Origin of the sequence: Ornithinibacillus jepli, assembly GCF_047228935.1 — a bacterium.
Classification (GTDB): Bacteria; Bacillota; Bacilli; order Bacillales; family Amphibacillaceae; genus Ornithinibacillus.
This window is the reverse complement of record NZ_JBFEGG010000001.1, coordinates 42,041-68,621: the sequence shown is the minus strand read 5'-3', so window position 1 is coordinate 68,621 and position 26,581 is coordinate 42,041. Positions and strand designations below refer to the sequence as shown.

The following is a 26,581-nucleotide window of genomic DNA, read 5'->3' as shown; positions in this document are numbered from 1 at the left end:
GTCAAATTATAGCTTCTGGCTTAAAACTGTGTACGATATGAAAAGGAAAAAATAATCCTCACAAATTCACTTTGTAAGGATTTATTGTACAACTATGTTATTTCGATTTATCATATATTTTACTTATTTGTTTAAATGGAAAATAACTTAAAATATCGAATTTCCCTTTTTGATTTTGCGTAGTATCGTTTACTTTCTCAACTTTACGAGCAAGTTCACATAGTTCCAATTGACTATCAATCTCTTTTTCATCCTCTTGTCGTTCCACATAATAATATTTCCCATCGGATGCCTGTTCTCGTGCTTTCACATTATCTGCTAACATAAGGTATATCCACTCTAAAATCCGTTGTTTTAGATGCTCCTTTAAGATAGGGAATAGTATCTCAATTCGTTTTTCCATATTTCGGGTCATCATGTCCGCTGAGGATGAATAGACCTTCTGTTCTCCATTTTGGTGAAAGTAATAAATTCTTGTGTGTTCTAAGAAAGATCCCACAATACTTCGAACTCTTATATTTTCACTAACATTGGTAATTCCTGGGCGGAGACAACAAATTCCTCTTACAATTAAATCTATCTTCACCCCCGCATTGGATGCTTCATATAACTTTCTAATTAAATCTTTATCGGATAGAGAGTTCATCTTGGCCATAATATGTCCATTTCCAAATTGTTTATGATAAGCAATCTCTTCATCAATTAGCTGAACAAATTTCTCTCTAATATCAAATGGCGACATAACTAAATGATGATAATCAGGCTTGTCCATATATCCACTTAAGTAATTAAAGAAGTTTGTAGCATCAATACCAATTTCCTCATTGGCAGTAAGTAGTCCAAGATCAGTATATGTTCTTGCAGTTGCATCATTATAGTTTCCTGCCCCAAGATGCACAAATCGTTCAATTTGGTTTTTCTTCCGACGAACTATTAAGGTAATCTTACTATGTGTCTTCAGATGGGTTATACCATAAATCACGTGACAACCAGCCTTTTCCAATTCTTTTGCCCATTGCACATTGTTCTTTTCATCAAATCTAGCTTTTAATTCTACTAATACCGTGACCTGTTTCCCATTCTCAGCAGCTCGTTCTAAGCTTTTAATGATTGGAGAATTTCCACTTACACGGTAGAGAGTCTGTTTGATTGCTAATACATCAGGGTCATCTGCCGCTTTTGAGACAAAGTCTACAACCGGTTCAAAAGACTCATATGGATGATGGAGTAAAAGATCCTCCTCTAAAATAGCCTCAAACAATTCCTTATCCCCTCGTAAGTCTTGAGGAGGCTGTGGAATGTAAGACGAATCCGTTAAGTGCTCATGAGTGGATTTAATAGTCTTATAGAAATCAAAAAGAAATGTTAAATCGAGTGGTGCTTTTACGAAATAAACATCTTTTTTATTAATCTCTAGTTCTTCGATAAGATAATCAATCACTTGTTGGTCATAAACTTGATCCTGAACCTCTAGGCGGACTGCTGCTCCTCTTTTCCGTTTCTTTAATTCTTCTTCGATTTCCTGTAATAAGTCCTCAGCACCATCTTCGTGTATCGTCAGATCAGCATTTCTAGTAATTCGAAATACTGTGACCGACATTACTTGAAAACCAACAAATAATTTATGAATAAAGTGTGAAATTACTTGTTCCAAAAGGACAAAAGATCTTACTTCGTTTTGATTAGGCAATTCTAAGTAGCGATTTATAACGGACGGTACTTGTACAATCGCTAATCGCTCCGCCTCCATCGTATTTGAGTGCTTATCTTTAATAGTGATGGCTAAATTAAGTGACTTATTTAATAGCATTGGAAACGGTCGATAAGCGTCGACCGCCATTGGTGTTAAGACAGGAAATATATGCTCGTTAAACTGTTGTTCTAAAAATTCTAAGTCCGTTTTCGTTATTTCTTCAATGGAAACAATAGAAATATGTTCTTTTGTTAATAGCGGAGTTAATAATTCTAGATAGGTATCATCCTGTTCTGAAAGTAACTTATGACACACTTTCGATATTTCGTTCAATTGTTCCATAGGAGTTAATCCTGCTTTATTTTCGGGGCGATTATAACCTGCCTTTACTTGGTCAAGTAATCCAGCTACACGAACCATAAAGAACTCATCTAAATTTGAACTGAAAATCGCCATAAATTTAAGTCTTTCGAGAAGTGCATTTCGATCATCTAAAGCTTCTTCTAATACTCGGTAATTAAAATTCAACCAGCTTAACTCTCGATTATTATAATAGGAAGGATTATCTAAGTTGATGGTTTTTTCTGCAACTTCCACACAGCACATCCCCTTTTCGACACTTATACTTAAATTTTAACAATTGAACATCAACGAATTATGAACCAATTGTAAATTTTATGTAAATATATAATGTCGAATGCGAGATAATTAGCTAATGAAAAAGCTAGTAGATATTGAAATCTTTAACAACTTTTCAAGATGCTTCTTCTGTTTTTCCACATGGTATTCTTCAGGTCTAAAGTAACCGTTACAACTAATATTTAGCGACCAATTATCCGCTTTTTCTTGGTTAATATGTACATCAACTACAGTATTTTTATTTGAGATGTTCAAGCTTTGTGATACTTTCAAAATAGCACCGAGAATACTTATTTTTATTTGTTCTTCTTTTGTATACCAATCTTTATAAGGTTGGATATACTTTTGAAATGCTCCTTTTCCTTTATAGGAGGCGACTAGTGCTAGTTTAATTCTATCCCGGTGAGACATTCCTAATATTGTCTGATTCGCAATTAAGGTGAATGTATTACTGCTTGTCTCCGTGGATACCTTATTTCCCAAGTTATATATTCTTGCACCAAGAACTAATAGTTTATAATCCTCTTTAGAGAAGCTATGCCCTAATCGGTCTATTTTTTTCACTGCCTCATAAAAAATAGTTGCAATTTTAGTTAATTGATGTTCATCTTGAGAACCAATGTAAAAATGCTTACGAAACTTTTCAATACTAACATCTAATAATGGTAGATTATGATTATCATGATTTAGCCATTTCTCATATAGTATTCCGTCTCGTAATCCACGACGGCTTACGATATATTTTGTAGCACTGGCAGTCTTACAAATCGCTTCGAAGACTTCAAATGCTGGCAAAATAGTATCCACGCGGTCTTTTGATAATCCATCTATCTTTTGTAATTCAGGATAGGACAACGGCAGTAATCTTTCTTTGATCGCTGTCAAATCCTCTACTTCCATTTCATATTGATGCATTTCATCTAATGGGTAATCTGAAAATAGCTGATGAATTTGGCCAACATTTCTGGCACTGCCACCGATTGCAATAACAGGAACTTGTTTATTGCTAATCCAAGGAAACTTCTGTAGCTGCTCATCAATAAAGTGCCTAATATTTTCTATTTCCTGATATGATGGAATATCCTGTTTAACAAATTGTAGCTTTAAGGATAATGCCCCAAAAGGAAAGCTATGAAAATGTACCATGTTACGATTTTCAAAATAGGTCACTTCCGTACTACCACCACCAATATCGATGGTCAAACCTTGTTGTAACGGAATTGAATGAATAACTGCTTTAAAGCCATAAAACGCTTCTTCATATTCACTTAAAAGCTTAATTGCAATCTTTGTCTTCTTCTCAACTATTTTTAGTATGTCATTCTTATTGGCTGCTTGACGTATCGATGCAGTTGCAACACATGTAAATTCGTTCACTTCATAATGAGTTAATAGATTGTTAAAATCCTCTAACGTTTTAATCAACAATTCTATTCCGTCATTATTTAAGAAATGATTCTCATCAAAGTATGATCGAAGTCGCGCTGAAACCTTAATATTTTCTATCTCATCAAAATGTTGCCAAGAAGTTAAACGCTCATATATAACAAGTCGAATGGTGTTAGAACCTATATCTATAATCCCAACTCTTTCTGCCAACCGAATTACTCCCTTCTACCTGTGGGAATTCTAACCTATTTTTCTATTTTACCATTTTGTTTACAGAAGGCGTATATTTATAAAAAATCCGCCCTAAGATACATAGTTATCAAAAAGGACCTATCATATCTAATGGATATAATAGGTCCTGCACTAAATTAGATCTCAATCAAAATTGGAACAATCATTGGTTCCTTCCTCGTACGTTCTTTAATATATTGTGAAATCAATCTTTTTATTTGCTTCTTCTTCACATTCCATGAATATCGATCTGCAGCATGAAGCTCGTCTACAGTGTCACTAATGATGGTTATCATCTTTTTTCTGAGCTCGGAAAAATCATTATCCACAAACCCACGAGAGATAACCTCTGGTTCCGCGAGCATTTTTGGATCTTCTTTGCTCATTGGAAGGATTATCATTAACATGCCATCTTCTGCAATTTGCTTTCGGTCACGTAATACAAATTCCATATTCCCTACATCGATACCATCTACATACGTGCTACCTACTGGAACTGAGCGAGTACTACGCGCAATTTGATTTTCAATATCTACAACGTCACCATTACTTAATATAAATGTATTTCCAGGCTCAATCCCAACTGATTCAGCTAGAAGTCGGTGATGATGTAACATCCGATACTCCCCGTGAATTGGCACAAAATACTTCGGCTTCATCAGTGTAATCATCAGCTTAAGATCCTCTTGGTAGCCATGTCCAGATACGTGCATTCCAGAACTACTTCCTGATCCATAAATAACATGAGCTCCAAGCTTATATAAATTATCAACAATAGTAGTAACATTTTTTTCATTGCCTGGGATTGGCCCTGCAGCAAGTACAACCGTATCTTCAGGGTAAATATTCACTCCTCTAAAATTCCCCGTTGATAAGCGGCTTAGAGCGGCCATCGCCTCACCTTGACTCCCAGTGCATAGTATTGTCACCATTTCTGGTGGGAGTTCTTCAATGTCACGGGCATCGAGTAACATTCCTTTAGGTACATCTAAGTACCCACGTTCCATCGCAACTCCAACTACATTTACCATCGACCTACCAAGAAGTACCAGCTTCCGTCTAGTTTTCTTTGAAGCATTAACTACTTGTTGAATCCTACTAACATTAGAAGCAAATGTGGAAACGATTACTTTCCGCTTACACTTTATAAAAATACTCTCTAAATTCTCCCCTACTATCTGCTCTGAAGGGGTAAAACCTTTTCGCTCCGCATTTGTACTTTCGGATAAAAGTAACAGCACTCCTTGATTTCCAATCTCGGCCATACGATGAAGATCTGAACGTTCATTGTTTGCAGGGGTTAAATCGAATTTAAAGTCACCAGTATGTACGATATTTCCTTCAGGTGTATGAAATACAATGCCTAAGCAATCAGGAATACTATGGTTTACTTTAAAAAAGCTAATACTCATATCTCCTATTTGAAGCTCAGACTCAGAAGTAATGACATGTAATTCACTTTCTCTTAAAAAGCGATGTTCCTTCAATTTCAATTCTATAAGTCCAAGAGTAAACCGTGTTGCATATACTGGGACATTAATTTTCTTTAAAAAATATGGAATACCACCAATATGATCTTCATGGCCATGAGTAACAATTAGCGCACTTACTCTATCCTTATTTTCAATTAAATATGATATATCTGGGATAATTAAATCAATACCTAATAAGCTTTCATCAGGAAATTTATTGCCACAGTCGATGACAACAATATCTTCTCCACATTCTATTACGTACATATTTTTGCCGACTTCATTCAAGCCGCCAAGAGCAAAGACGGATACGGCTTCTTTCCTACTCATTTATTACCCTCCCGCTAAATTAAATATGATTTAGTATGCCCGATGATTCATATTTTTATATGAAATCTTCCTGCAGTTTCATTCTCGAAAACAATTTGCTATACTATAATAGTTACCCTAGGTAACTATTATCTTCACTAACCATTTTAGGAGGGATTTATATAAAAACTTCGCAAAAATTTTTTCATCAGCTTATATTGCTTTATCGTCCATTTGAAAATCACTTAAATATAGAGCTTAACAAACATCAATTACATCGAGCTCAATGGACAATTTTGTACTACTTGTACAATTACGGTGCAGCTACAAATGTTGAAATTTCCCATTATCAAGGAGTGGAAAAGCCAACGATAACAAGGACTATGGCGAGGTTAGAGAAGTTAGGCTATGTCGAGCAAAAGCCTGGAAAAGATAAGCGTGAGAAGCGAATGCAACTAACCAAGCCTGGACAAGAAATTTACCAAGAAGTCCGCAAGACCATTGATCAATTTGAAGAAGAAATGTTAAATGGTATATCTGAAGAAGAACAACTAGAGACAATTCAAATTTTAGAGGAAATACGAAAAAACATCATGAAATAAGGGGATATATAGTGAATCAACCTAAAGCAAAATTATGGACGAAAGATTTTATTATTATTTCGTCAGCAAACTTATTCTTATACTTAGTATTTTATTTATTACTTGTCACGATGGCTGTCTATGTGGTGGAACAGTTCCATGCTTCAGAAAGCCAGGCTGGTCTTGCAACTGGTATCTTCATTATCGGAACGTTAATAGGTAGGCTTTTCATCGGTCGCTTCATTACATCGATCGGAAATAAGCGAATGTTATTTATAGGGTTACTTTTTTTCACCTTAACTTCCTGTCTATATTTTATCGAGCTAGGAATTACCTTTCTTATGATTACGCGATTATTACACGGAATTGCATTAGGAATGGCTAGTACAGCAACCGGAACAATCGTTGCTGAGATTATACCGAAACAACGTAAAGGTGAAGGAATTGGTTTCTATAGTTTGAGTATTACGCTGGCTACCGCCATTGGGCCTTTTTTCGGAATTTTTATGAGTCAGCATGTGAGTTTTCAAATGATTTTCAGCTTTTGTCTCGTATTAGGGATTAGTAGTATGCTATTTGCCTTTTTTATAAATATACCAGAAGTAGAACATTCAAATACTGAAACGAAACTAACTGGACTTACGCTATCTAGCTTCATTGAACCAAAAGCTTTACCTATAGCCCTTATCATTCTTGTAACATCCTTTTGTTATGCTAGTGTCCTTTCTTTCATTAATTTTTATGCTATTGAAATAGACTTAGTTGAAGTCGCGAGCTTATTTTTTGTAGTTTATGCTATAGCCATTTTGGTTTCCCGACCGTTTACAGGACGATTAATGGATAGAAGAGGTGCAAATGCGGTAATGTATCCTGCTTTTATTCTTTTCGGAGGTGGATTACTTCTATTAAGTTCAGCTGAAGGAAGTATTTCTTTATTACTCGCAGGAGTCCTTATGGGGTTTGGATTTGGTAATATGCAATCGATCACCCAAGCAATTGCAGTAAAAGTAGTTCCACCTCAAAGAGTAGGACTTGCAACATCCACCTACTATATTTTTCTTGATGCTGGACTTGGATTTGGACCGTATATTCTAGGGATTATCATTCCGCTTACTGGTTATCGAAATCTATATGCTATTATTGGCGTTTTAGTATTATTAACTACCATTTTCTATTATGTTCTGCATGGAAAAAGAGAACGGCTAAAACGGACGAATTAATTGTGGGACAAGAACCTGTCCCACGTTATTCCGGCAACATTACTCTACTAAACTCCTCAATAAATTTATCATAATGAAGCTTTATTGCAATTCTTGTCTTACCCGTTTTACTTGTTGGGCGAATATCAATATAGGACATTCCTTTAGCCTCAACTTCCTCCACAACTTTTGCATCGTAGTAAATATAGTCAACAATATGTGGGTTCTTAATTAACATTACGGTAAGTAGGTCATGAATTGGTGCTCCTGGAATACCAGGATTCGTTTTTTTATAAAATTCGTAATAATATTCAAAAATTGGCGAAAGCATGAATGCATATACGTTCTTCTTGTTTCGAGAAATTAAATCCACAATGTCTGGAGTAAGAATAGCAAACTGGGTGGCATTTAAAGGGGTAATCGTTAAATTATGGGCATATTTTAGAACGAAATTAGACGAGGTTGGATCACCATGGAAGTTAGCCTCGGCCAATGGTGTAACATTGCCTGGAAAAAAGAAAGCCCCTCCCATTACATAATACGAGTGAACCAATTTCATGTGGTCTGGAAATAATATAAATGCCGTCGCCAATGTAGTAGAACGACCTGTATCGACAATAATAAGCTCATTTCGGTATCTTTCAATAATGAACCGAATTGTATCAAAGGGATAAATCTGATATTGAATATTAGTTGGAGGTTTAATTGGACCGATTCCTTCTCCATGAATTTCAGGATAGAACGTCACCACTTCTTGCTGTACTGGTTGCGAAGCACCAGGAATTATTGGAACATTATGCTTCCCTGCTAATTGTAATAGATAGGCAGCATTTGCAGTTGCTTGGTCTTTGGTCACATTTCCATAACTGGTCACTACCCCAACAATTTCAAAAGTTGGATCAATAAGGCTATACATTAGCGCTAGTGAATCATCAATACCAGGATCACCAAAAAATAAAATTTTTATAGCAATTAGAATCCCCTCCTTTACACGATATATATTCAATTCAATCCTTTATCATGTCTGGAAAGAAAAGCACCATAATATTTGTTACTAGTTATTTACCGTTTTTATAGAATGGATAAAATATTTCTAGTGTCTTGGATCTACCGGATCTACCAAATTCGTAATGAATTGCTCTCAATATAAAAAAAGAGGAGTAGATTATAATCCACTCCCCCTAATGGTTCAATTATTCTATCTATTCATCACTTTCTTCTTCACGCTCTTTTTCTGCTTTTTCTTGCTTGTCTTCCGTTTCTTTATCTACTTTTTCTGAGCGTTTTTTTGCCTCTTCACGCTGTTTTTCAGCTTCTTGACGTTGTTTTTCTTCAGCCTTTTTTGCTTCTTCTTTTTCTTTTTCTGCTTGCTTCTTCAATTCTTCACATTTCTTTTTTTCAGCTTCCTTTGTCTTCTCTTCTTGTTTCTTCAATTCTTCACGTTTCTTTTCTTCTGCCTTTTCACGTGCCTGCTCTGCTTTATCCTTATCACGATCAGACAGTTCTTGATGCTTTTCCTCTATTTCTTTCCCTTTTTCACTTACATCCTTTATAGTCTCTTCTGCCTCTTCATTTACTTCTTCCAGAAGCTCTTTTTGCTCTTCGGCTAACTCTTTATTTAATTCAGCAAGTTCTTCTTGGTATTCATTTTCATCAATTTCACCAGCTTCTAATTTCTCATCAATCTCAGCAAGTTTCTTGTCAGCCTTTAATTCTTTTTCTTGAAGTTTTGCCAGTTTTTTATTGATTTTCTTCTCTAGCTTTTCTTGTGCTTTCACGATATTCTTTTGTATTGATTCTTTAGCTTGAGGATTCTCAATCTTTTCAAGTACTGCAGTTAAAGCAAGTAAATTGGATGCCATTTTCTCTTCTAATTCAGCACGAATTGGATCAACTGTTTCATCTTCAACAACCTCTTCATTAGTAGATTCCTCTACTTCATCTTCAACATCTTCTGTTTCAGAAGCTTCTTCATAGGTTGCTAATGCTTGTTCTTGTTGCTCAATTGCCTTTTGAAGAATTTCTTGTGCTAAGTCAGTTTGACCATCCTCAATTAAAACTTGAGCTTCTTTTATTCTTTCTTCAGCAAATTGTGCAAGTAATTCCGCTTCTTTCACTTCATCAAATGTTAATGCAAGCTGAACGTTTTCACGAAGTGTTTTAAAGAAGTAGAAGAAATCACCAGGAATTAGGGATGGAGACTCTTCTTCATCTAGAGTTTCTTTCTCTTCCTCTGAAGCTTCATCTGTTTCCGTTTCTTCCTTAACAGCTTCTTCTATTACTTCATCCTCAGCATTAGGATCCATCACCTCGGTTTCAGTTGTACTCGTATCTTCTTCTTGTGAAACAATATCCTCTACTTCTGTTTCCGTTCCTTCCTCGGCTAAAGCCGGGCCAACTCCTAAAGTAATTGCAAAAGTCGTTGCAACAACACTGGAAACAAATACGTTTCTAAAGTTTTTACTAAATGTAAACATAAAAAATCCCTCCAAATATAGTAAGATATTGGAAGAATATAGAATTAGACTTATATTGGTCATCATTCTCCATTCTTCAGCGGTTCAGCCACCATAGTTTCTAGAACTTTAGGTCTGTAACTTTGCGTCTCTATCTTTCAATAGATTTGCCTTTTTCAAATGAGGAACGGATGATATCTTCGTTCATCATTTATTCTATAAATATACAACATAACATACTAAATTAGTAGAATTATTTTTTTGTTATATAATTCCTTTTTTAGGGGTATATAGAATTATTCCCTCTGATACCTTACCGTTCCAAAGAATAGGGAAGGAGAGCTAATCCCCTTCCTACACCCCTTGCATTTCCTTCAACTGCTCAAATAACCTTTCAACCGTCCCTATACCTACACGATCATATTTTGCTAATATAAGTAATTCCATCGGCAATTGACCGACTCTTTCAATCTGGTCCTCCTGCATTTGTCTTAATAGATTTGGAATACCAGTAAAATGCCTTTCTGTTAAAGGAATTAAGGATAACTCCTCTGTTACAACAATGTAATCCGTCTTGAAAAAGAAGAATAGGTCTCCGGGACGATCGGTTGCTATCTGTCTACGAATCTTCTCTTCCTCAATAAATATTTTCAGCTCTTCAAAAAATTGTCCTTCATTCTTCTCCGAGAACCGTTTCACATGTTTGGAAAGTCCTTCTAAGTTACTCGGAAGCTCACTCATAATTCTTCCATGCTGCTCAGCACCAAGCCTAATTAAAAACGTTTCTGACCTTGGAAAACGTTGTGGAAGTAGAAATGCATCACGAAGGAAATACGGAATTTCAATTGAGTCACTCTTATAAGAAATAATACGAATTGAAGTATTTCCAGGGAGAGTATCAGTAATTTTTTCATCTATTACAATAGTATTTCTCCCTACCTCTTCCCCTTCACGTTTAGTAAAAGCAGCGGATAATCGTGCTTCTAACGCATCTAATTTAAATACAAGCTCTTGTATGTCAAACGTTTGTTGATTCCGTGGAGACGGGTCCTGATATTCCGGAACTTCGATATTATGAGAAGCATAGACTTCCACATACCATTTTACAATGATGTAAATTGCTTCCCAGCATAATAAAGCTTCAGAATAACGAAATTTCCTCGGATCATGTGCAGCCTGATTCCCTTGCATTCTCACATAATGAAGAGAATCTCGAATTTCCTCAGTAAGATAACCTTTCTCATCGAGTATATTAATTTGATCCATAAGCATCCCCTTACGAATGGTAGGAAGCTTTTCCATCTCCATTACTTTCTGTAAAATATGTTCAATAAAAATCCTTGAGTGGGTTAGGACAACTCTTGGACTTGTAAAAATACTATTCTCTAACTGTTTTGCTACAAATGCTAAATCTTGAGAAACCGGTTCTAAAAAGTTGTAAAAGTATCCTTGTTGTTGCATGATGTTTCCTCCAAAATTTTAATACTAAATTCTATCGTAACACTTTTATTAGAGGTTTGAGTACAATACTTGTTCAGGAAATTGTTACTAATAAATCCGAATTCTATCGTCAAAATTATATAGTTCAAACCAAAAAATAGGTGTCAAGTATTGCTGTTAAGCTATACTTGACACCTTCTTCTTATCTAAATAAATCTAAAAACAACTCCCAAAATCCTTTTTTCTCTTTTGTAGGTTCTTCGTCCACTTTTGGTTCTTCATATTTAATACTATCTGTTTTAAACACAAATTGTACAGAATTTACTTTTTCATTTTTACTAGAAACAAAGGATACAGGTTCAAAATCTGACTTATCATAATCAGATATCATCTCATCGACTTCTTTATTCATTTGTTCTGGCAAATCACTAGTAGAATTTCTTAATTCTGTTATACCTTCATGGAGCTCCACTACCCCATTTTCTAGCTTAATCGTACCTTCTGACAACTCTACCATTCCGTTATGGAGCTCAGTATATACTTCCGAGATTTGGTTGACTCCACCAGTATATTTTTCTAATCCTGTATGAAAATCTTTATAGTTGGAGGATAATGCCGCTATTCCCTCCTGTAATTGTACTAATCCATCCATTCCACTCTCATTCAACGAGGCTGAAAGTTCCTTGGTCATCTGATCTACATTATTAGCCATGGTAGTAAGTGACCCTTTTACCCCAGTTAAGGTTTCTCCAACCGCATCAAATCCAGGCTTTACAGCTGAATAAGTTTTTTTAACGGTTTGTGCTGCATCATATGTTTCTACTAATTGGTTTATGACTTCTACATTAGCTCCACTTTCCCTTAATGCTTTTATTTCTGCATTTGTAATTTCATATGCAGGAATATTATTTATTGCATTAACTAAAGCATTATATGAATCTCCGAAATTCCTTTTCAATATATCTAATCCATTAGCAGTTTCTCTAAGTCCAGAAGATAACTTTCTCAGACCGTCTACTAGTTCACTAAGTCCTGACATATCCATTTCCTCTGATGAGTTAATGGAGTTATTTAAAGTGTCCAATGCCTCTTCTATCTCTTTTGAACCATTTACTAGATCGATAGAGGAATCTGCCAGCTCGTGAACACCATCTTTATACTGAACAGATCCATCTGTTAATTCAGCTACACCATCATTTAATTCCGAAACCCCATCATTTAATTCCCCAACACCATTATTTATTTCCGCTATGGCATCAGAAAGGGACTTGATATCTCCTGTCATTCCATCTATATTGATTTCATCGACCGACATCGAAGAGGGGACTCCAGTAAAATTAATACCTTCTAATTCAAAGCCTAAGACATCCGCTTCAAGCTTTAATTCCGCATCTTTTTCAGGCATTACGGTAAACGTTACTTGTTTATCTTTACCAGCATTAGCTATCATTCCGTCCTCTGCTCTTATATTAGTAAACACTTCTGTATTAAGTGCTAGAGAAATTTGTAATAAGTAATTCTCTTTAAATACTGGGTTCACTGAATCATTAGCAGCTGTATTAATATAAATTTCAACATGCCCATCTTTTCCAGCCAACTCTTCTGGAGAAATGTCATTTCCATCTAAGAAATACGTAACGGAAATATCCCAAGGAAGATTGGCGTCATTGATGTTCCCTTGATAATAAAATTTCCCTTCAGACGCTGAAAAACTAACTTCATCTTGTTGATTTTCAATTTTAGCTAAATCGGTTAAGTTCTTTAAACTTGTATAGCTACCATAGTCCATAATCGTTCCTGCTTTTACGATATCTAGTGTATTAACAACATAGATTTCGTTTCTTTTTCCTGTAGGGTCTAAACTAGCATATACTACCTCATCCTTTGATGAGTATTCCCCATTTTCTTGGACTTTCTTTTCATCAGACTCACCGTCATTATCCGCATTCACTGTTGTAAGAAATGACGGTAATATAAGGATTGCAGCTGTTAAAACTAGTAATATTTTTTTCATTTTCCTCATCATCATTTCTCCTTATAGAAATTAGCTTTTAAAGTGGTTTTATCTATTACTTTATCAAAAAGTAATAGACAGGCCGGTAGAAAGAACACTACCATAATAAACGCGAGTAACGCCCCACGTCCGAGTAATAATCCAATGGACGATACAATTGGATTCGACGATGTAATCCATAAAATGAAACCAACACTAGATAAAATGGAAGCAGAAATTGCTATCGAAAATATTTTCTCATCTAATGTTTTCTTAATGGCTTTTAATGCTGACATTTCTTTTCGATTTTCTTTATATGCTTCGGTTAGTAAAATGGCGTAATCTACGGTAGCTGCTAGCTGTACTGTACTTACAATCAAATATCCTACAAATACCAAGGACGAGCTCGTAAAGTAAGGAACAGATAAGTTAATCCAAACAGCTGATTGAATAGTAAGAAGTAGAATAATAGGAAAAGTAATCGATTTAAATGTAACTAGTAGTACTATAGCGATAGTTATAACAGTTAATAGATTCACTATCGTATTATCCTTTTGAACGACATTTTTCATGTCATATAACGTTACGCCTTCTCCTAGTGAGTATGCTTCATCTCCATAATACTCCGTAGTAATCCCTTGTACTTCTTCAATAAAACTAAAGGCTTCGTCACCTTCCGTTTTTGTATTCGTCTGTACGATAATTCTGCTATAATGCTCAGAATAAAACTGTTCCGTCACGGATTCATCTAGGTACTCAGGAGGAATTGCAGAGCCTACCGTATTCACATAGGCTAGAACACTTTTTACATGGTCCATACCCTCTAGCTCCCGAACCAACTCTTCTTCCTTGGCAATATCCCCTCTTGGTACAAGTAACACCATTTGCGTATTTTTACCGAATACGTCTTCAATCTTTGTGATATCACTTCCGGCTCGTGTTGACTCAGGTTGGTCACCAATTCCATAAATAAAGTTAGTTTGCCCTTGAGCTAAAAATGCTGGTACGATTAAAATCAGCACAATGAAAAGACTTGGTACTTTTACTTTCACTACACGCCTTCCTACATTTTTGAAACTTGGAAGGAATGGTTTGTGCTGCGATTTATCAATCCATTTATAGAACATTAATGTTAATGCTGGTAAGAACACCATTACACTAATAAAGCTTAACACGATTCCTTTTACAAGATTTAAACCTAAATCAGAACCGATCTCAAATTTCATAAAGGTTAGAGCAATAAATCCAAAGAAGGTAGTCGATGCACTTGCAATAATTGCGGGAAATGATCGCTTCATTGCTAGTCTCATTGCTTCTTTCGGATCCGATACTTTCTGTCTATAATCAGAGAAACTATGCAAGAGAAATATCGCATAATCAAGTGAGACAGCAAGCTGTAAAATCGGGGCAACAGACTGCGTTACAAAGGAAACTTCCCCAATAAAGATGTTCGTTCCTAAGTTGATGAGTACAGAAACACCAATTGCGGTTAAAAAGAAGACCGGCTCCACCCATGAACTCGTGGATAAAACTAGTATTAGAATGATAATTGGTACTAATAAGGCTGCAGCAAACATGGTCTCCGAAACCGCCATCTTTTGTTGAGTCGCAGTATTAAGCGCCTCACCAGAAACGGCACCTTCTTCGCCTACAAGTTCGTATATAGCATCCGTTGCTGCTACCTCTTTCCCGGATGCAACACTAAAAGTAAATAATGCACTATCATTTTTATAATAAGTCTCAACCGTATCTACATCCGCCATTTCAATCGGTGTTTTAATATCTATAGCATCATCTAGCCAAGTAACATCAGACACACCATCAATAGAGGCAAGCTTTTCTTTCATGGTAAGTGCTTCCTGTATCGTGACATTATTTATCATAACCCGTGTATTTGGCACAGCACCTTCAAATTCTTGTTCCATTAATTCCATCGCTTTTGTTGACTGGGCATCTTCCGGCAAGTAATCTACCATATTATAATTTACCGAGACTCCAAACTGAGCGATCACACTAATTAACGTAACAATCATAAATACGATCACAATAGGCTTTTTATTTTTTATAATTCTAGCTGCAATATCTATGGCTATCCACCCTCTCTTGCCTAAACAAAAAATCCACTTTATTATTATAAAAGACACTGTGTTGGTTTCACAACAAACAGTTTTATAAAATCCGTACGTTTCACAACATAATTCTTCAAAGTGTTGGATAACGTGTTATTAAGGAGAATTTTCATGACTTCCGATAAATTAGATAGAAGAAAAAAATATACCCGAATGGTACTAAAGGATAGTTTGATGGAATTATTAAAGGAAAAACCTCTTTCATCCATAACGGTTAAAGAAATATGTGAGTTAGCTGATGTCAATCGTTCTACCTTCTATGCCCATTATCCAGATCAATTTGCCCTACTTACGCAAATTGAGGATGAGCTAATTGAAGATTTAAAACATTATCTTAGTAGTACTAATCTTTATAAAGAAGACGAAGCTTTTGATATGATGGTTAGTTTACTTGAATATTTTTCATCCAAACATGAAAAATGTTTAATACTCCTTAACGAAGGAGGCGACTCCACCTTTCAACAAAAAGTGGTATCCGTTGCTGAAGGTTTCATGATGGAAAACTGGATGGATGCATTTAATATTGATTCAGATACGTCGAAGTATATTAGCACGTTTATTATTAGTGGGGGGATTCAAGTTATCAAAATGTGGATGTCTAAAGGAATGATCCAATCCCCTATGGAAATGGCAAGATTAATCAATGATTTGATTAATAAAGGGATTGAAAATGTTAGGTTATAATTTTTAAAAGGCAAAGTACGTCATAATAGTACTTTGCCTTTTATAAAAGAAATACTTTTATAACACTAAATCAATCTATTCTTGTTCGTCATTCGCTTTATTAAATAAAGCTTCTGGAATCATTTCAAATCCTTCAATTAGAGGATTTTCTTCTAGTTCTATCATCATGTATAGCTTACCGTTGAATTTCACCTGTTTTACATGTCTTAGTTCCTGTGGACTAACTGCAATATCAGCAACCTTTGTTTTAATTTTAATAGACTTAGAAGTAAATTTCGGTACGATATTGCTTGCTTTAAACTCATATTTTTCATCATCAATGACCGTTTTGAAAGCTGTTTCTACTTTTTCCGTATCAACATTTTCAACCCCGCTGCTTTTCAGCACTTTTTCTACATCTTTATAATCTAAACGAGGCACTTCTTCCTCTTCATTTTCTTCGATTACACGGTGTATTTCATCATAAACATTAGAAAGCGTTGACGTGTTGATTTGGTCACCAGTTACTTTTTTTACAATCTCTTCAAATACTACTTTGTCATCAGCAGCGGTCATTGTCTCTTCAGCATTTAATACTTCCTCAATGAAATGATAGTCTAGTTCATATTTTTTCCCTGCAGCATATAAAACATGGTTTACATCAGCAGCATTTTCTGTAAAGCATGGGAATAGAAATCCAGATATTGGTGCCTTTAAGTTGATTATTGGATCAACAACAATATTATATTTGAACTCTTTTTCCACGTAATCAAAGAGTAACTCTTTCTTTGGATCAAGAGTTCGATTTAAGCTGCCTAGAATAAATGGATTAGCGTAAACCGTATCTCGATCACTTTCCTCCGACTCATCACTTTTCTTCATGGGCTTCATGTATTCACCACGGATAAAGGTTACCACTATATCCATCTCATACTGCTTGTCCTTCAACATTTTCTCAACAAGACGAAGCATTTGTGCTTTCCATTCTTCCGTTTCATTCGTAAGTAAACCTTGATGTAGAATAAGCTGGCTACTATCTTGTTCGTCACGACGGAATTTTAATTCGAATAGTTTTTCGTCCATCTGACCTGAAAGTACTTTTTTGAAGTTATCCATAAATAACTCTTTTTGCTCTTCTTCTAATAGGTCAAATGGGAAGCTTTGGTGATGATAAATATCACTAGATTCCTTCATAATGTACACATAATAAATATCATGAATTTTCAAAAGGTCATTGTTTACTTTAAATTGTTTACGTATATTTGCGATGTCTTTTTTGTTCAAGTTGGTACACTCCTAGGTTGTGTTGTTGACTACTCTACATATTTAACATTATTTCATTTTATCATAATCTTAGAAACCTAGCTTAAAGAAAACAGTTGTAAAATGCTAGAACTCACTTCCCTAAGGACTGATATTTAAAATCTACCTCATCCAATAAATTCATTATAATGTAAATTTTCCAACAGAATATCATAAATAGGATTGCTACAGTTGTTAGTTTAATCTTATAATTAACTTGAGGTGAACGATTTGAATTGGATAGTATGGTTAATTATTGCTTGTGAGGTCGGCTTTTGGGTTTTTATACTGTTAGGATTATTTATGAGGTATGTGTTTAACAGACCATCCCTCGGATTATTTCTATTAGCTCTAACTCCTGTCATTGATGTTATTCTTCTAATAGCAACAAGCTTCGATCTTTACCGTGGAACAATAGCGACAACTGCCCATGCTTTAGCTGCTATATATATAGGGGTCTCTATTGGATTCGGGAAAAGTATGATTCGTTGGGCAGATGAACGGTTTAAGTATTATGTGACGAAAACTGGGCAGAAACCAGTTAAATTATATGGAATAGATTATGCGAAAAACTATTTTAAAGGATGGCTTAGGCATCTTCTATCTTATGTAATTGGTGCGAGTATAATTGGAATTATTCACTTTTTAATAAATGACTACGATCGAACCCAGGCTATGATACATATATTAGGAATATGGTCTATAGTTGTCGTGATTGACTTAATAATTGCAATAACCTACTTTATTTTCCCTAGAAAACAATAACTTTTAGCAGAACCAAATACAAAAGATTAAAAGGATATTCTAAGTGAGTACTATTCACCTGGAATATCCTTTTAATTAAGTGAACCAAATTATACCTTCCGTCTATAGTTGAAATAATACATAGTCAACGGCCACCATAGCACTGCAAAAATAGGATAAACAGCCCAAACCTCACCTGCTGAGGAAAAAACATTTATACTGATAAAAAATAAGCTAATTAATAATGTAGAATGGATAGAAAAGGTAAAGTAAGATTTTCTCTTGACGTGATATAGTGAAAGTGGCCACCATATTATCGAAAAGGTTGGGAAAATAGCCCACGGATATGCTGGTGCCAAATTACTATTTAAGATAACATAATATAAAATCATAATTGTACTTATCGTAACTGCCACAGACATATTTTTACTTCGTTTTCCTAATAACATAAGAATTGGCCATAACACAATAGGTGCTGCCGCATATAGAAACCATGGGTAATCAGGCGTTTGGACCATATTCTCGATTACTAAGTAAACTAAAATCACGAAGCTTGCAACAAGAGAAAACAACTTGTGCTTTTTCTCTATTATAGAATAGATTCCAAATGGTATTAAAAAGAGTAGAATTGCAGGATAAATAAACCAAGGATACCGTGGACCAGTTATAATATTAACTACGATTAAAAAAATTATTGTTAATACACTGCCAGCGGTAATGAAACGCCATTCATATTTTTTCATCTTACTCTCCCCTTTTTGCTTTTGACCATCGATAATACATGGATAACGGCCACCACAAAATGGCAAATGTTGGATAGACAAACCAGATTACTTGCGGAGTATAATAGAAGTTAATAAATACAAATAGTCCAATAACCAACAGGCTTGCCCAAATGGAGTATTCTAAGTTTAATTTCGTATTTTTTAAGCTTTTTGTTGATTTCTTTGGCATATTTTTATCAGGAACTCCCAATTCTTTTTTCAAGTCCTCAATATCACCAAATTCGACGATTGCCTTATTAATCGCATCTTCTTCCTCTTTACCTTGTTCCATTAAATCCCAGACCTTTTCTTCTAGGTTTTGAAGTACTTCTTGCATAACGACCTCTTTTTGCTTACTTTCTGGTACATCATGAAACAATTCGTTCACATGCTGAGTTAACTTTTTCAATGAAATCCCTCCATAAAAATATCAATAATTTCCTTCGTTTCTTTCCATTCTTCTACTGTTTCTTTTAGAAAAGCTTTTCCAAGAGTGGTTATTCGGTAATACTTTCTTTTCCCGCCCTTCGACTCACTTCCGTAATAAGACTCAATTAATTCCTTTTTCTCCAATCGTTGAAAAACAGCGTATAATGTAGCTTCCTTTATCTGAAATCGTTCATCTGTCCGATGGCTAATTTCCTTCGATATTTCGTATCCGTACCGATCTTTTTCCATAATTAACCGTAAAATAATAGAGTCCAGATGTCCTCGTATAATATCACTTCTAATCAAACTGACACTCCTTCCGAGATAAATTACTTTGTCACATAGAGTTCTATCTGATAGAGTAATTGTAATACAATGTACTCTATCTGTCAAAGTAATTTTAAAACTAATACTGAATTACTTATTCTAGTGGGGGAATTAAAACTATTTACTAAATAAAAACCGGATGAGTAGAATAAGGAATTTCTACTTCATCCGGTTCTGTAATCATCTTTATGAATATACCTCTAGCTCTCCGTATTACGAGCATTCGATTTACCTTTTCCTCGCTTCTGCTCATCAGGTACCTTGTGACTATTATCATTTCGCTTTTTCTTTGGAGCATATGAATCTTTGACCATGCCATTCCCTCCCTTACCGTTGGGATATCAAAGTTTATTTGCAGTTATAGATTGAACAAGAAGCCACTATATTATTCAACATCACTACAAGAAAAAAGCCTAGGATTACCTAGACCTTTCATCTTCCATATTTATTCCTTTTCTCCAACTGGCTTTCTCCAGAATCCTAATAATAATGCCGACACTACAGATCCAATAACTAGAGACAACAAGAAGAATAACGCATTCTCAGCAAGTGGAATAACGAAGATTCCACCATGTGGTGCTGGAATTGCTGTATTAAAGAACTGTGTTAATCCACCCGCAATCGCTGCTCCGACAATAGATGATCCAATCACTCGTAATGGGTCAGCTGCTGCAAACGGAATAGCACCTTCTGTGATAAAGGAAAGCCCCATAACATAATTCGTAACTCCTGATTTTCTTTCTTCTTCAGAAAATTTGTTTTTAAAGAATGTACTTGCAAGCGCAATTGCAAGTGGCGGTACCATACCACCAGCCATAACTGCAGCCATTAAACTACCGTCACCTGTATCAGTGAATATTCCAATAGAAAATGCATATGCTGCTTTGTTAAAAGGTCCACCCATATCCACGGCCATCATTCCACCAAGTACAATTCCAAGGATGGCAGCATTCGCTGTACCTAAACCTTGTAGAAAATCAACCATAGCTGTATTAATCGTTGCAAATATAGGACCAAAGACGAAGTACATTAAAATTCCAGTTACAAATAGTCCTAGTACGGGATATAGTAAAATCGGTTTTATTCCTTCTAATGTTTTAGGTAAACCACGTAAAACTTTTCTTAAGAAAAGAATGACATAACCAGCTAGGAAACCAGCAACTAGTCCACCTAAAAATCCTGCATTACTATTTACTGCAATTAATCCTCCGACCATACCTGGCATTAACCCTGGGCGGTCAGCAATACTTAACGCAATAAATCCTGCGAAAATAGGAATTAAGAAACTAAATGCATTGCTACCGATATCATTTAAAAATGTAAATGTTGTGCTATCACTACCTAAGAAACTTTCGAACAGGAAGGAAAGAGCAAGTAATATCCCACCACCAACAACAAACGGTAGCATATGTGAAATTCCGTTCATTAAATCCTTATAAATTCTACCCCAAATGGAATTAGGCTTATCTTCCATGTCATCCGCTTTTTGCTCGCTACCGTCTGAATGGTAAATTGGAGCATCTTGATTCACTGCTTTTGTAATTAATTCCTCTGATTTCTTAATACCATCTGCTACAGGACGTTGTAACACACGCTTTCCGTTAAAACGATCTAAGTCTACTTTCTTACTTGCTGCAATAATTACAGCATCTGCACGACGAATTTCATCTTCCGTTAACGTATTTTTTGCCCCTTCAGATCCTTGTGTCTCTACACGAATATCCACATTCATCTCTTTTGCCTTTTTCTTTAACGCATCTTCAGCCATGAATGTATGGGCAATCCCGGTTGGACACGCAGTAATGGCTACTACGAATGGTTTTCTATCATTCACTTGGTTGGAACTGGAACGATCTTCTGCACTATCTTCTTCTTGTTCCTCTACAAACAACTTGTGAACCTCATCAGCAGTGGAAGCGTCTTTTAACTGTGCCACAAATTCTGTATCAATTAATTTTCTAGACAGTGCTGCTAATGTTTCTAAATGGGTATTGTTTCCTCCTTCAGGAACAGCAATCATGAAAAATAGATATGCTGGTTGTCCATCAAGTGATTCATAGTCTACCCCTTTTTGGCTCTTTGCAAAAAGTACAGTCGGCTCTTTTACTGCTTTATTCTTCGCATGAGGCATCGCAATTCCATCACCTAATCCGGTAGAGGTTTGTGCCTCCCGTTTTAAAATTGCATCCTTAAACTCAGCAGTATCAGTTAATATTCCACTTTCATTTAGGCTAGCAATCATTTCATCGATTACTGCTTCTTTTTCCGTTGCCTGTAAATCCAGTATCATGATGTCTTTTCTAAGTAAATCGGTTATCTTCATCATAATCATCCTTTATATCGTTATGTCATTCTATAGCGGTTTAATTTCAATCTGGTTCATGAGTGATAGAATATCCTCTTGTTTAGCCAAATCATCAGAAAATGCAGTCGCACTACCAGAAGCGATTCCCATTTTAAAAGCTTTCATTGGATCTTTTGAATCCATATATTCACCCGTAAACCCAGCAATCATGGAATCCCCTGCACCAACTGAGTTTTTTACGGTGCCTTTCGGATTAATACCTTTATAAATCCCGTTCTTTGTAAATAATAGTGCTCCTTCACCAGCCATGGATACAATTACATGCTCTGCACCGAGCTCAAGTAGTTTTTTTCCATATAGAAGAACATCTTCTTCCGTACTTATACTTACCTGAAATAGTTCTGCCAACTCTTCTTTATTTGGCTTTACTAGGAGTGGATTATTTGATAGAGCAGCTAATAGCTCTCGTCCAGTTGTATCAATAATAAATGAAGCACCTTGCCTCGATATAAGTTCAATAAGATTTAAATAATAGTCTTCCGGCAAACTTGGTGGCTTACTTCCAGAAAGAATTACTGTGTCATCTTTGGATAATTGATTTAGCTTATCCATCAATTCTTTTGATTCTTCTTCAGATATAGTTGGCCCACGACCATTAATTTCTGTTTCTACATCAGACTTTAATTTAATATTGATTCTCGTATCTTCTTGGATTCGAATAAAATCTGATTGAACTCCATCTTTCTTCAACCAATCGGAAATGAAGTCCCCTGTAAATCCACCCAAAAAACCTAAAGCGACTGTATCTTTTCCTATTTCATGTAAAATTCTTGATACGTTAATACCTTTTCCCCCAGGTAATTTTAAATCACTTTCCATTTTATTTAACTTTCCTAGGGTTACTTGTGGAATATTAACTACATAATCAATAGAAGGATTAAGGGTTATCGTGTATATCATGATGTAGCCTCCAAAATAGTTGTTTTTTCTTTGAATGATGTTAAATCAATATCGCTTTCATCGGTAATAATGGTTACATCTTCTAGTTCACAAACTTTAACAAAATTAACTTTATTCCATTTCGTCTTATCTGCAACAACGTAGTTATTGGAAGATTGCTTGAGTACTAACTTTTTAATAGCAGCTTCCTCTGGATCTGGCGTTGTACAGCCGAACTCTAAATCTATTCCGTTAATCCCAATAAAAGCTTTATCAAATTGATAATTCGAAAGTTCACTTAGGCTAGTGGAACCCACAATTGCTTTCGTAGAGAACTTAATTTTCCCACCTAACAAAATGGTATCGATTCCATAATCAGCAAGTAGAGAGGCATGCTCGATTCCATTGGTTACAACTGTAATGTTCCCTACCTTGATGAAATCTATAATTGATAGTGTTGTAGTACCCGCATCGAGAAAGATAACGTCGTTTTCCTGTAATAGCGATGCAGAAAACTTACCAATTGTTGTTTTTTCTTGAATGTTTTTGAGCGATTTTTCTTTAGTGGTTAATTCTTCATCTAATCGATAAATTCTTTTTGCCCCACCATGAATGCGCTTTAAAAATCCTGCTTGTTCGAGATGGTCTAAGTCCCTTCTAATAGTTGATTCCGAGCAATTTAATTCTGTTATTAAATCTTGGGTTTTTACAATACCAGATTCATTTAACAGTTTCAAAATGATAGAATATCGTTCATCAGTTAACATCGCACACCTCCTAAAATGGTATTCTACCACCAAAAACATTCAAAAACAATCAATACCTCTCAAAAAATTCTAACTGTCAACAATCGGTTTTTATTAAGTTATTTTTCAGTAATCCTTACTTGAATCCTTACTTGTGGAAATTTCTTTCTGTAACTCAGACAAGAGAAAAAAGCAGGGATTTATGTCTCCCTGCTTTTCCTAAATAACTTTTTTAACCTGTTTTGTATATAAATAGCGAACAATATAAAAATATAATATTTGTATTAGTAGAAATGTTCCTAGAACTAATATAGAAACAGTAAATAGTTCATGTGAGATGAAATGTGATAGTGCTGTTAGCGCAACTGCACCATGTATTAATGCAACTATAATGGGTGCAAAAAATAAAATTGCAGTTTGTCTCGTTAGTACCTTTTTTAATTCTTTTTCGGTCAATCCGATTTTGGCAATAGCACCAAATTTCTGTTTATCTTCATCCAGATCTGCATAAAGACGGAAGTAAAGGAAGCTACCTGCTGAGACAAAAAAGACAACCCCAATAAACAAACCTACAAACAATACAAGACCATAATTTTTCTTTAATTCAACTAATTCATATTCAGGTGAAAAGAATGTATAAGGTATTAGCTTATCATATAGTTTTTTAGAGACTTCTAAAACATGTTCCTCTCCATTAAACACCTGCCAAGCATAATAGCTTTCCTCTCTTTGAGGGGCAGGTAATTTCTCAAAATCCGTATCTGAAACTATAAAGTATGAATCAGTTGCAGGTAACGCCCTAGAATAGATTACTTCATTTGGACTTAAAGTTTCCCCAGAAGTTAAATGAATAGTCTGTTCTGTTAATTCTTCAGTTTGTCCAAAGGCATTTCCTTCAAATTCAACAATTTTCAATTCTCCGGAGTCCACATGAATCGTATCTTCCCCTATCAAGCTAGCAAAACGGTTATAATCCTCACTTTTCGTAATAAGAATCGTATCATTCCCAACCTCATAGTATCGAAGTATAGTTTGCTCATACTTAGCTTTTATATTTTCCTCTTTAATAGTTTTATGAACAAGTGAGATATCCTTTGCTAATTCTTCGTCTTCCACCATATATCCATTATAAGTAAACGTATTAGGATTGGCGTTTTTTATTCCAGCTTCAAGAAAATATTGAAATCCAAACAAAGTCCCTACTGCACTAAAAGCAACAGTAGATACAATTGCTACCATAAAAAAGGTCCTTGCGTTATCCTTCATTCGAAAGGAAAGGTCAGATAATAAAATCATATTCGTTTTACGCCAAAAGACTGTATCCTTCTTTTTGAACTTACGAATAATATAGACACTTAACTGCGTAAATAAAAAGTAAGTACCAATAATTACAACTATGATAACCGGTAACATTACGGCTATTACGCTTACCCCTTTTGCAACTAAAGCTACGGAGTACCCTACTCCGAGTAAAAGGACAGCTAAAATCACAAGAAAGATATTTGCCTTTGGCTCACCCTTTGACTTCTTATTCCCTTTTATTAAATCTACAAGCTTTCGTGTACGAAGAACATAGGAAACAAATAATGAAATAACAAAGAATAATAATATAAATGATCCAAATGTTATCATAATCGCCTGAAATGGAAAATAGAAATTTAATGGTTCATCCATTAAAAGAACATTTTCAGCTAACAATAAGATCCCTTTTGCAAACAATAATCCAAAAAGAATACCGCCTATTGTTGCAATAAATCCAATCAGCATGTTCTCAAGAAACACCATTAATCGAATTTGTCTTACAGACATCCCCTGCATCATCAAGAGCCCAAACTCTCTCTTACGTGTATTTAAAAAGGAACTCATCGAATACATAATAAAGAAAAAGGAAAAGACATAAATTATGCCTGCTGAAATGTTCATCCCATTCCTTACACTGGAATGTAATTCATCTCCACTTAACGTTGGATGGAAGGCAAAGATAGCAAACGTGAAAAATACCATCACCGTAAACATACTACTAAGAAAGTATGCAGCATATAATCGCTTGTTCCGTATCACATTATTAAATGCGAATTTGCGAAAGGTCATTGCCATCCCCTCCTAGTAGTGAAAGTGTATCAATTATTTTTTGGAAGAATGTTTGACGGTTATCTCCACGATGAATCTCTGAATAAAACTTCCCATCACGTATAAAAATCACTCGATTGCAGTAGCTTGCTGCTTGAGGATCATGGGTGACTAACATCATAGTGGTGCGCTCGTTTTTATTGATTGATTCCAGCATCTCCATAACATCCTTTGAAGACTTCGAATCAAGATTTCCTGTTGGCTCATCTGCCAGCAACATTTTAGGAACATGAATCATTGCCCTTGCGACAGCCACTCGCTGTGCTTGTCCACCAGAAATTTCGTATGTGCGTTTCTTCATAATCGAGGAAATTCCTAATTTCTCTGCAATTACATTTGCCCTCTCCTTCATCTCTTTTACCTTCTTGCCATCTAGAGTTAAAGGAAGAACAATATTTTCTTCCACGGTTAAGGTGTGAAGTAGGTTAAAATCTTGAAAAACAAACCCTAGCTCTCTTCTGCGGAATATTGCTAATGCTTCTTTTTTTAAACGATGTGGATTTTTTCCATTAATTAATATTTCACCTGTTGTAGGTTCATCAATGGTTGCAATCATATTAAGCAAAGTAGTTTTACCACTACCAGATGGCCCCATTATTCCTACAAATTCCCCATCTTCAATAGAAAGATTAATATTCTCTAATGCTTTATAAGCAATATTACCTTCATATATTTTACTTACTTGTTTCACTTCTAACATC

Annotated in this window: 21 protein-coding genes and 1 riboswitch; of the genes, 4 read left to right on the top strand and 17 right to left on the bottom strand. The window is 35.2% G+C overall.

From position 1 onward, the window contains the following. Positions 1 to 97: 97 nt before the first annotated feature. The 3 genes from AB1K81_RS00315 to AB1K81_RS00305 all read right to left on the bottom strand — a co-directional run bounded on the left by AB1K81_RS00315 (position 98) and on the right by AB1K81_RS00305 (position 5,754). Positions 98 to 2,290 carry an RNA degradosome polyphosphate kinase gene (locus tag AB1K81_RS00315; RefSeq protein ID WP_412974657.1) on the bottom strand — a complete coding sequence of 731 codons (2,193 nt, stop codon included), beginning with the start codon at positions 2,288 to 2,290 and terminating at the stop codon, positions 98 to 100. A 111-nt stretch (positions 2,291 to 2,401) separates the two neighbouring features. Next, positions 2,402 to 3,931, bottom strand: a complete 1,530-nt coding sequence (locus AB1K81_RS00310) for a Ppx/GppA phosphatase family protein (RefSeq protein WP_412974656.1) — start codon at positions 3,929 to 3,931, stop codon at positions 2,402 to 2,404. 158 nt (positions 3,932 to 4,089) lie between these two features. Further along, a complete protein-coding gene (locus AB1K81_RS00305) occupies positions 4,090 to 5,754 on the bottom strand; it encodes a ribonuclease J (RefSeq protein WP_412974655.1) in 1,665 nt (554 codons plus the stop codon). 194 nt (positions 5,755 to 5,948) lie between these two features. Here AB1K81_RS00305 and AB1K81_RS00300 point away from each other — a divergent pair, with 194 nt between their 5' ends. Both AB1K81_RS00300 and AB1K81_RS00295 read left to right on the top strand, forming a co-directional pair. Next, a complete protein-coding gene (locus tag AB1K81_RS00300; RefSeq protein ID WP_412976089.1) occupies positions 5,949 to 6,335 on the top strand; it encodes a MarR family winged helix-turn-helix transcriptional regulator in 387 nt (128 codons plus the stop codon). Between the two features lie 11 nt (positions 6,336 to 6,346). After that, positions 6,347 to 7,534: an MFS transporter gene (locus AB1K81_RS00295; RefSeq protein WP_412974654.1), complete on the top strand. Its 1,188-nt coding sequence runs from the start codon at positions 6,347 to 6,349 to the stop codon at positions 7,532 to 7,534. 25 nt (positions 7,535 to 7,559) lie between these two features. On the opposite strand, the gene AB1K81_RS00290 is transcribed toward AB1K81_RS00295, so the two are convergent. The 5 genes from AB1K81_RS00290 to AB1K81_RS00270 form a co-directional block, all read right to left on the bottom strand. Continuing rightward, the gene (locus tag AB1K81_RS00290) at positions 7,560 to 8,519 is read right to left on the bottom strand and encodes a nucleoside hydrolase (RefSeq protein WP_412974653.1); all 960 of its coding nucleotides are present in this window, start codon (positions 8,517 to 8,519) and stop codon (positions 7,560 to 7,562) included. 196 nt (positions 8,520 to 8,715) lie between these two features. Continuing rightward, entirely contained in the window at positions 8,716 to 9,990 is a 1,275-nt protein-coding gene (locus AB1K81_RS00285) for a DUF5667 domain-containing protein (protein ID WP_412974652.1), read from the bottom strand. Between the two features lie 75 nt (positions 9,991 to 10,065). Next, a riboswitch (cyclic di-GMP riboswitch) is annotated at positions 10,066 to 10,151 on the bottom strand. Between the two features lie 172 nt (positions 10,152 to 10,323). Beyond that, the gene (locus tag AB1K81_RS00280; protein ID WP_412974651.1) at positions 10,324 to 11,430 is read right to left on the bottom strand and encodes a DUF4145 domain-containing protein; all 1,107 of its coding nucleotides are present in this window, start codon (positions 11,428 to 11,430) and stop codon (positions 10,324 to 10,326) included. A gap of 181 nt (positions 11,431 to 11,611) precedes the next feature. Then, positions 11,612 to 13,432: a methyl-accepting chemotaxis protein gene (locus AB1K81_RS00275; RefSeq protein WP_412974650.1), complete on the bottom strand. Its 1,821-nt coding sequence runs from the start codon at positions 13,430 to 13,432 to the stop codon at positions 11,612 to 11,614. A 2-nt stretch (positions 13,433 to 13,434) separates the two neighbouring features. Next, positions 13,435 to 15,435 carry an efflux RND transporter permease subunit gene (locus AB1K81_RS00270; protein WP_412974649.1) on the bottom strand — a complete coding sequence of 667 codons (2,001 nt, stop codon included), beginning with the start codon at positions 15,433 to 15,435 and terminating at the stop codon, positions 13,435 to 13,437. A gap of 207 nt (positions 15,436 to 15,642) precedes the next feature. Here AB1K81_RS00270 and AB1K81_RS00265 point away from each other — a divergent pair, with 207 nt between their 5' ends. Next, a complete protein-coding gene (locus AB1K81_RS00265) occupies positions 15,643 to 16,215 on the top strand; it encodes a TetR/AcrR family transcriptional regulator (protein WP_412974648.1) in 573 nt (190 codons plus the stop codon). A gap of 75 nt (positions 16,216 to 16,290) precedes the next feature. On the opposite strand, the gene AB1K81_RS00260 is transcribed toward AB1K81_RS00265, so the two are convergent. Next, on the bottom strand, positions 16,291 to 17,478 hold the full coding sequence (locus AB1K81_RS00260) for a DUF4317 domain-containing protein (RefSeq protein ID WP_412974647.1): 1,188 nt from the start codon (positions 17,476 to 17,478) through the stop codon (positions 16,291 to 16,293). A 249-nt stretch (positions 17,479 to 17,727) separates the two neighbouring features. On the opposite strand from AB1K81_RS00260, the gene AB1K81_RS00255 reads away from it, so the two are divergent. Further along, positions 17,728 to 18,261 carry a hypothetical protein gene (locus AB1K81_RS00255; RefSeq protein WP_412974646.1) on the top strand — a complete coding sequence of 178 codons (534 nt, stop codon included), beginning with the start codon at positions 17,728 to 17,730 and terminating at the stop codon, positions 18,259 to 18,261. Between the two features lie 89 nt (positions 18,262 to 18,350). On the opposite strand, the gene AB1K81_RS00250 is transcribed toward AB1K81_RS00255, so the two are convergent. From AB1K81_RS00250 to AB1K81_RS00215, 8 genes are all read right to left on the bottom strand, one after another. After that, on the bottom strand, positions 18,351 to 18,983 hold the full coding sequence (locus tag AB1K81_RS00250; protein WP_412974645.1) for a hypothetical protein: 633 nt from the start codon (positions 18,981 to 18,983) through the stop codon (positions 18,351 to 18,353). Position 18,984: 1 nt separating this feature from the next. Further along, positions 18,985 to 19,413, bottom strand: coding sequence for a permease prefix domain 1-containing protein (locus AB1K81_RS00245; RefSeq protein ID WP_412974644.1), 429 nt, complete (start codon positions 19,411 to 19,413; stop codon positions 18,985 to 18,987). After that, positions 19,410 to 19,739: a PadR family transcriptional regulator gene (locus tag AB1K81_RS00240; protein WP_412974643.1), complete on the bottom strand. Its 330-nt coding sequence runs from the start codon at positions 19,737 to 19,739 to the stop codon at positions 19,410 to 19,412. The genes AB1K81_RS00245 and AB1K81_RS00240 overlap by 4 nt, the downstream gene beginning before the upstream one ends. Positions 19,740 to 20,205: 466 nt before the next feature. Continuing rightward, positions 20,206 to 22,083: a PTS fructose transporter subunit IIABC gene (locus tag AB1K81_RS00235; RefSeq protein WP_412974642.1), complete on the bottom strand. Its 1,878-nt coding sequence runs from the start codon at positions 22,081 to 22,083 to the stop codon at positions 20,206 to 20,208. Between the two features lie 30 nt (positions 22,084 to 22,113). Further along, positions 22,114 to 23,025, bottom strand: coding sequence for a 1-phosphofructokinase (gene pfkB / locus AB1K81_RS00230; RefSeq protein WP_412974641.1), 912 nt, complete (start codon positions 23,023 to 23,025; stop codon positions 22,114 to 22,116). Then, a complete protein-coding gene (locus AB1K81_RS00225; RefSeq protein ID WP_412974640.1) occupies positions 23,022 to 23,771 on the bottom strand; it encodes a DeoR/GlpR family DNA-binding transcription regulator in 750 nt (249 codons plus the stop codon). Before AB1K81_RS00225 ends, pfkB begins: the two co-directional genes overlap by 4 nt. Positions 23,772 to 23,969: 198 nt before the next feature. Continuing rightward, positions 23,970 to 25,841: an ABC transporter permease gene (locus AB1K81_RS00220; protein ID WP_412974639.1), complete on the bottom strand. Its 1,872-nt coding sequence runs from the start codon at positions 25,839 to 25,841 to the stop codon at positions 23,970 to 23,972. Continuing rightward, a complete protein-coding gene (locus AB1K81_RS00215; RefSeq protein ID WP_412974638.1) occupies positions 25,816 to 26,580 on the bottom strand; it encodes an ABC transporter ATP-binding protein in 765 nt (254 codons plus the stop codon). Before AB1K81_RS00215 ends, AB1K81_RS00220 begins: the two co-directional genes overlap by 26 nt. Position 26,581: the final 1 nt, after the last annotated feature.

Coding starts and splice junctions, on each gene's coding strand:
- AB1K81_RS00305 (WP_412974655.1), bottom strand. CDS start 5,754: ATGAGTAGGAAAGAAGCCGTATCCGTCTTTGCTCTTGGCGGCTTGAAT.
- AB1K81_RS00265 (WP_412974648.1), top strand. CDS start 15,643: ATGACTTCCGATAAATTAGATAGAAGAAAAAAATATACCCGAATGGTA.
- AB1K81_RS00250 (WP_412974645.1), bottom strand. CDS start 18,983: ATGAAAAAATATGAATGGCGTTTCATTACCGCTGGCAGTGTATTAACA.
- AB1K81_RS00215 (WP_412974638.1), bottom strand. CDS start 26,580: ATGTTAGAAGTGAAACAAGTAAGTAAAATATATGAAGGTAATATTGCT.
- AB1K81_RS00275 (WP_412974650.1), bottom strand. CDS start 13,432: ATGAGGAAAATGAAAAAAATATTACTAGTTTTAACAGCTGCAATCCTT.
- AB1K81_RS00285 (WP_412974652.1), bottom strand. CDS start 9,990: ATGTTTACATTTAGTAAAAACTTTAGAAACGTATTTGTTTCCAGTGTT.
- AB1K81_RS00270 (WP_412974649.1), bottom strand. CDS start 15,435: ATGATTGTTACGTTAATTAGTGTGATCGCTCAGTTTGGAGTCTCGGTA.
- AB1K81_RS00235 (WP_412974642.1), bottom strand. CDS start 22,083: ATGAAGATAACCGATTTACTTAGAAAAGACATCATGATACTGGATTTA.
- pfkB (WP_412974641.1), bottom strand. CDS start 23,025: ATGATATACACGATAACCCTTAATCCTTCTATTGATTATGTAGTTAAT.
- AB1K81_RS00225 (WP_412974640.1), bottom strand. CDS start 23,771: ATGTTAACTGATGAACGATATTCTATCATTTTGAAACTGTTAAATGAA.
- AB1K81_RS00220 (WP_412974639.1), bottom strand. CDS start 25,841: ATGACCTTTCGCAAATTCGCATTTAATAATGTGATACGGAACAAGCGA.
- AB1K81_RS00280 (WP_412974651.1), bottom strand. CDS start 11,430: ATGCAACAACAAGGATACTTTTACAACTTTTTAGAACCGGTTTCTCAA.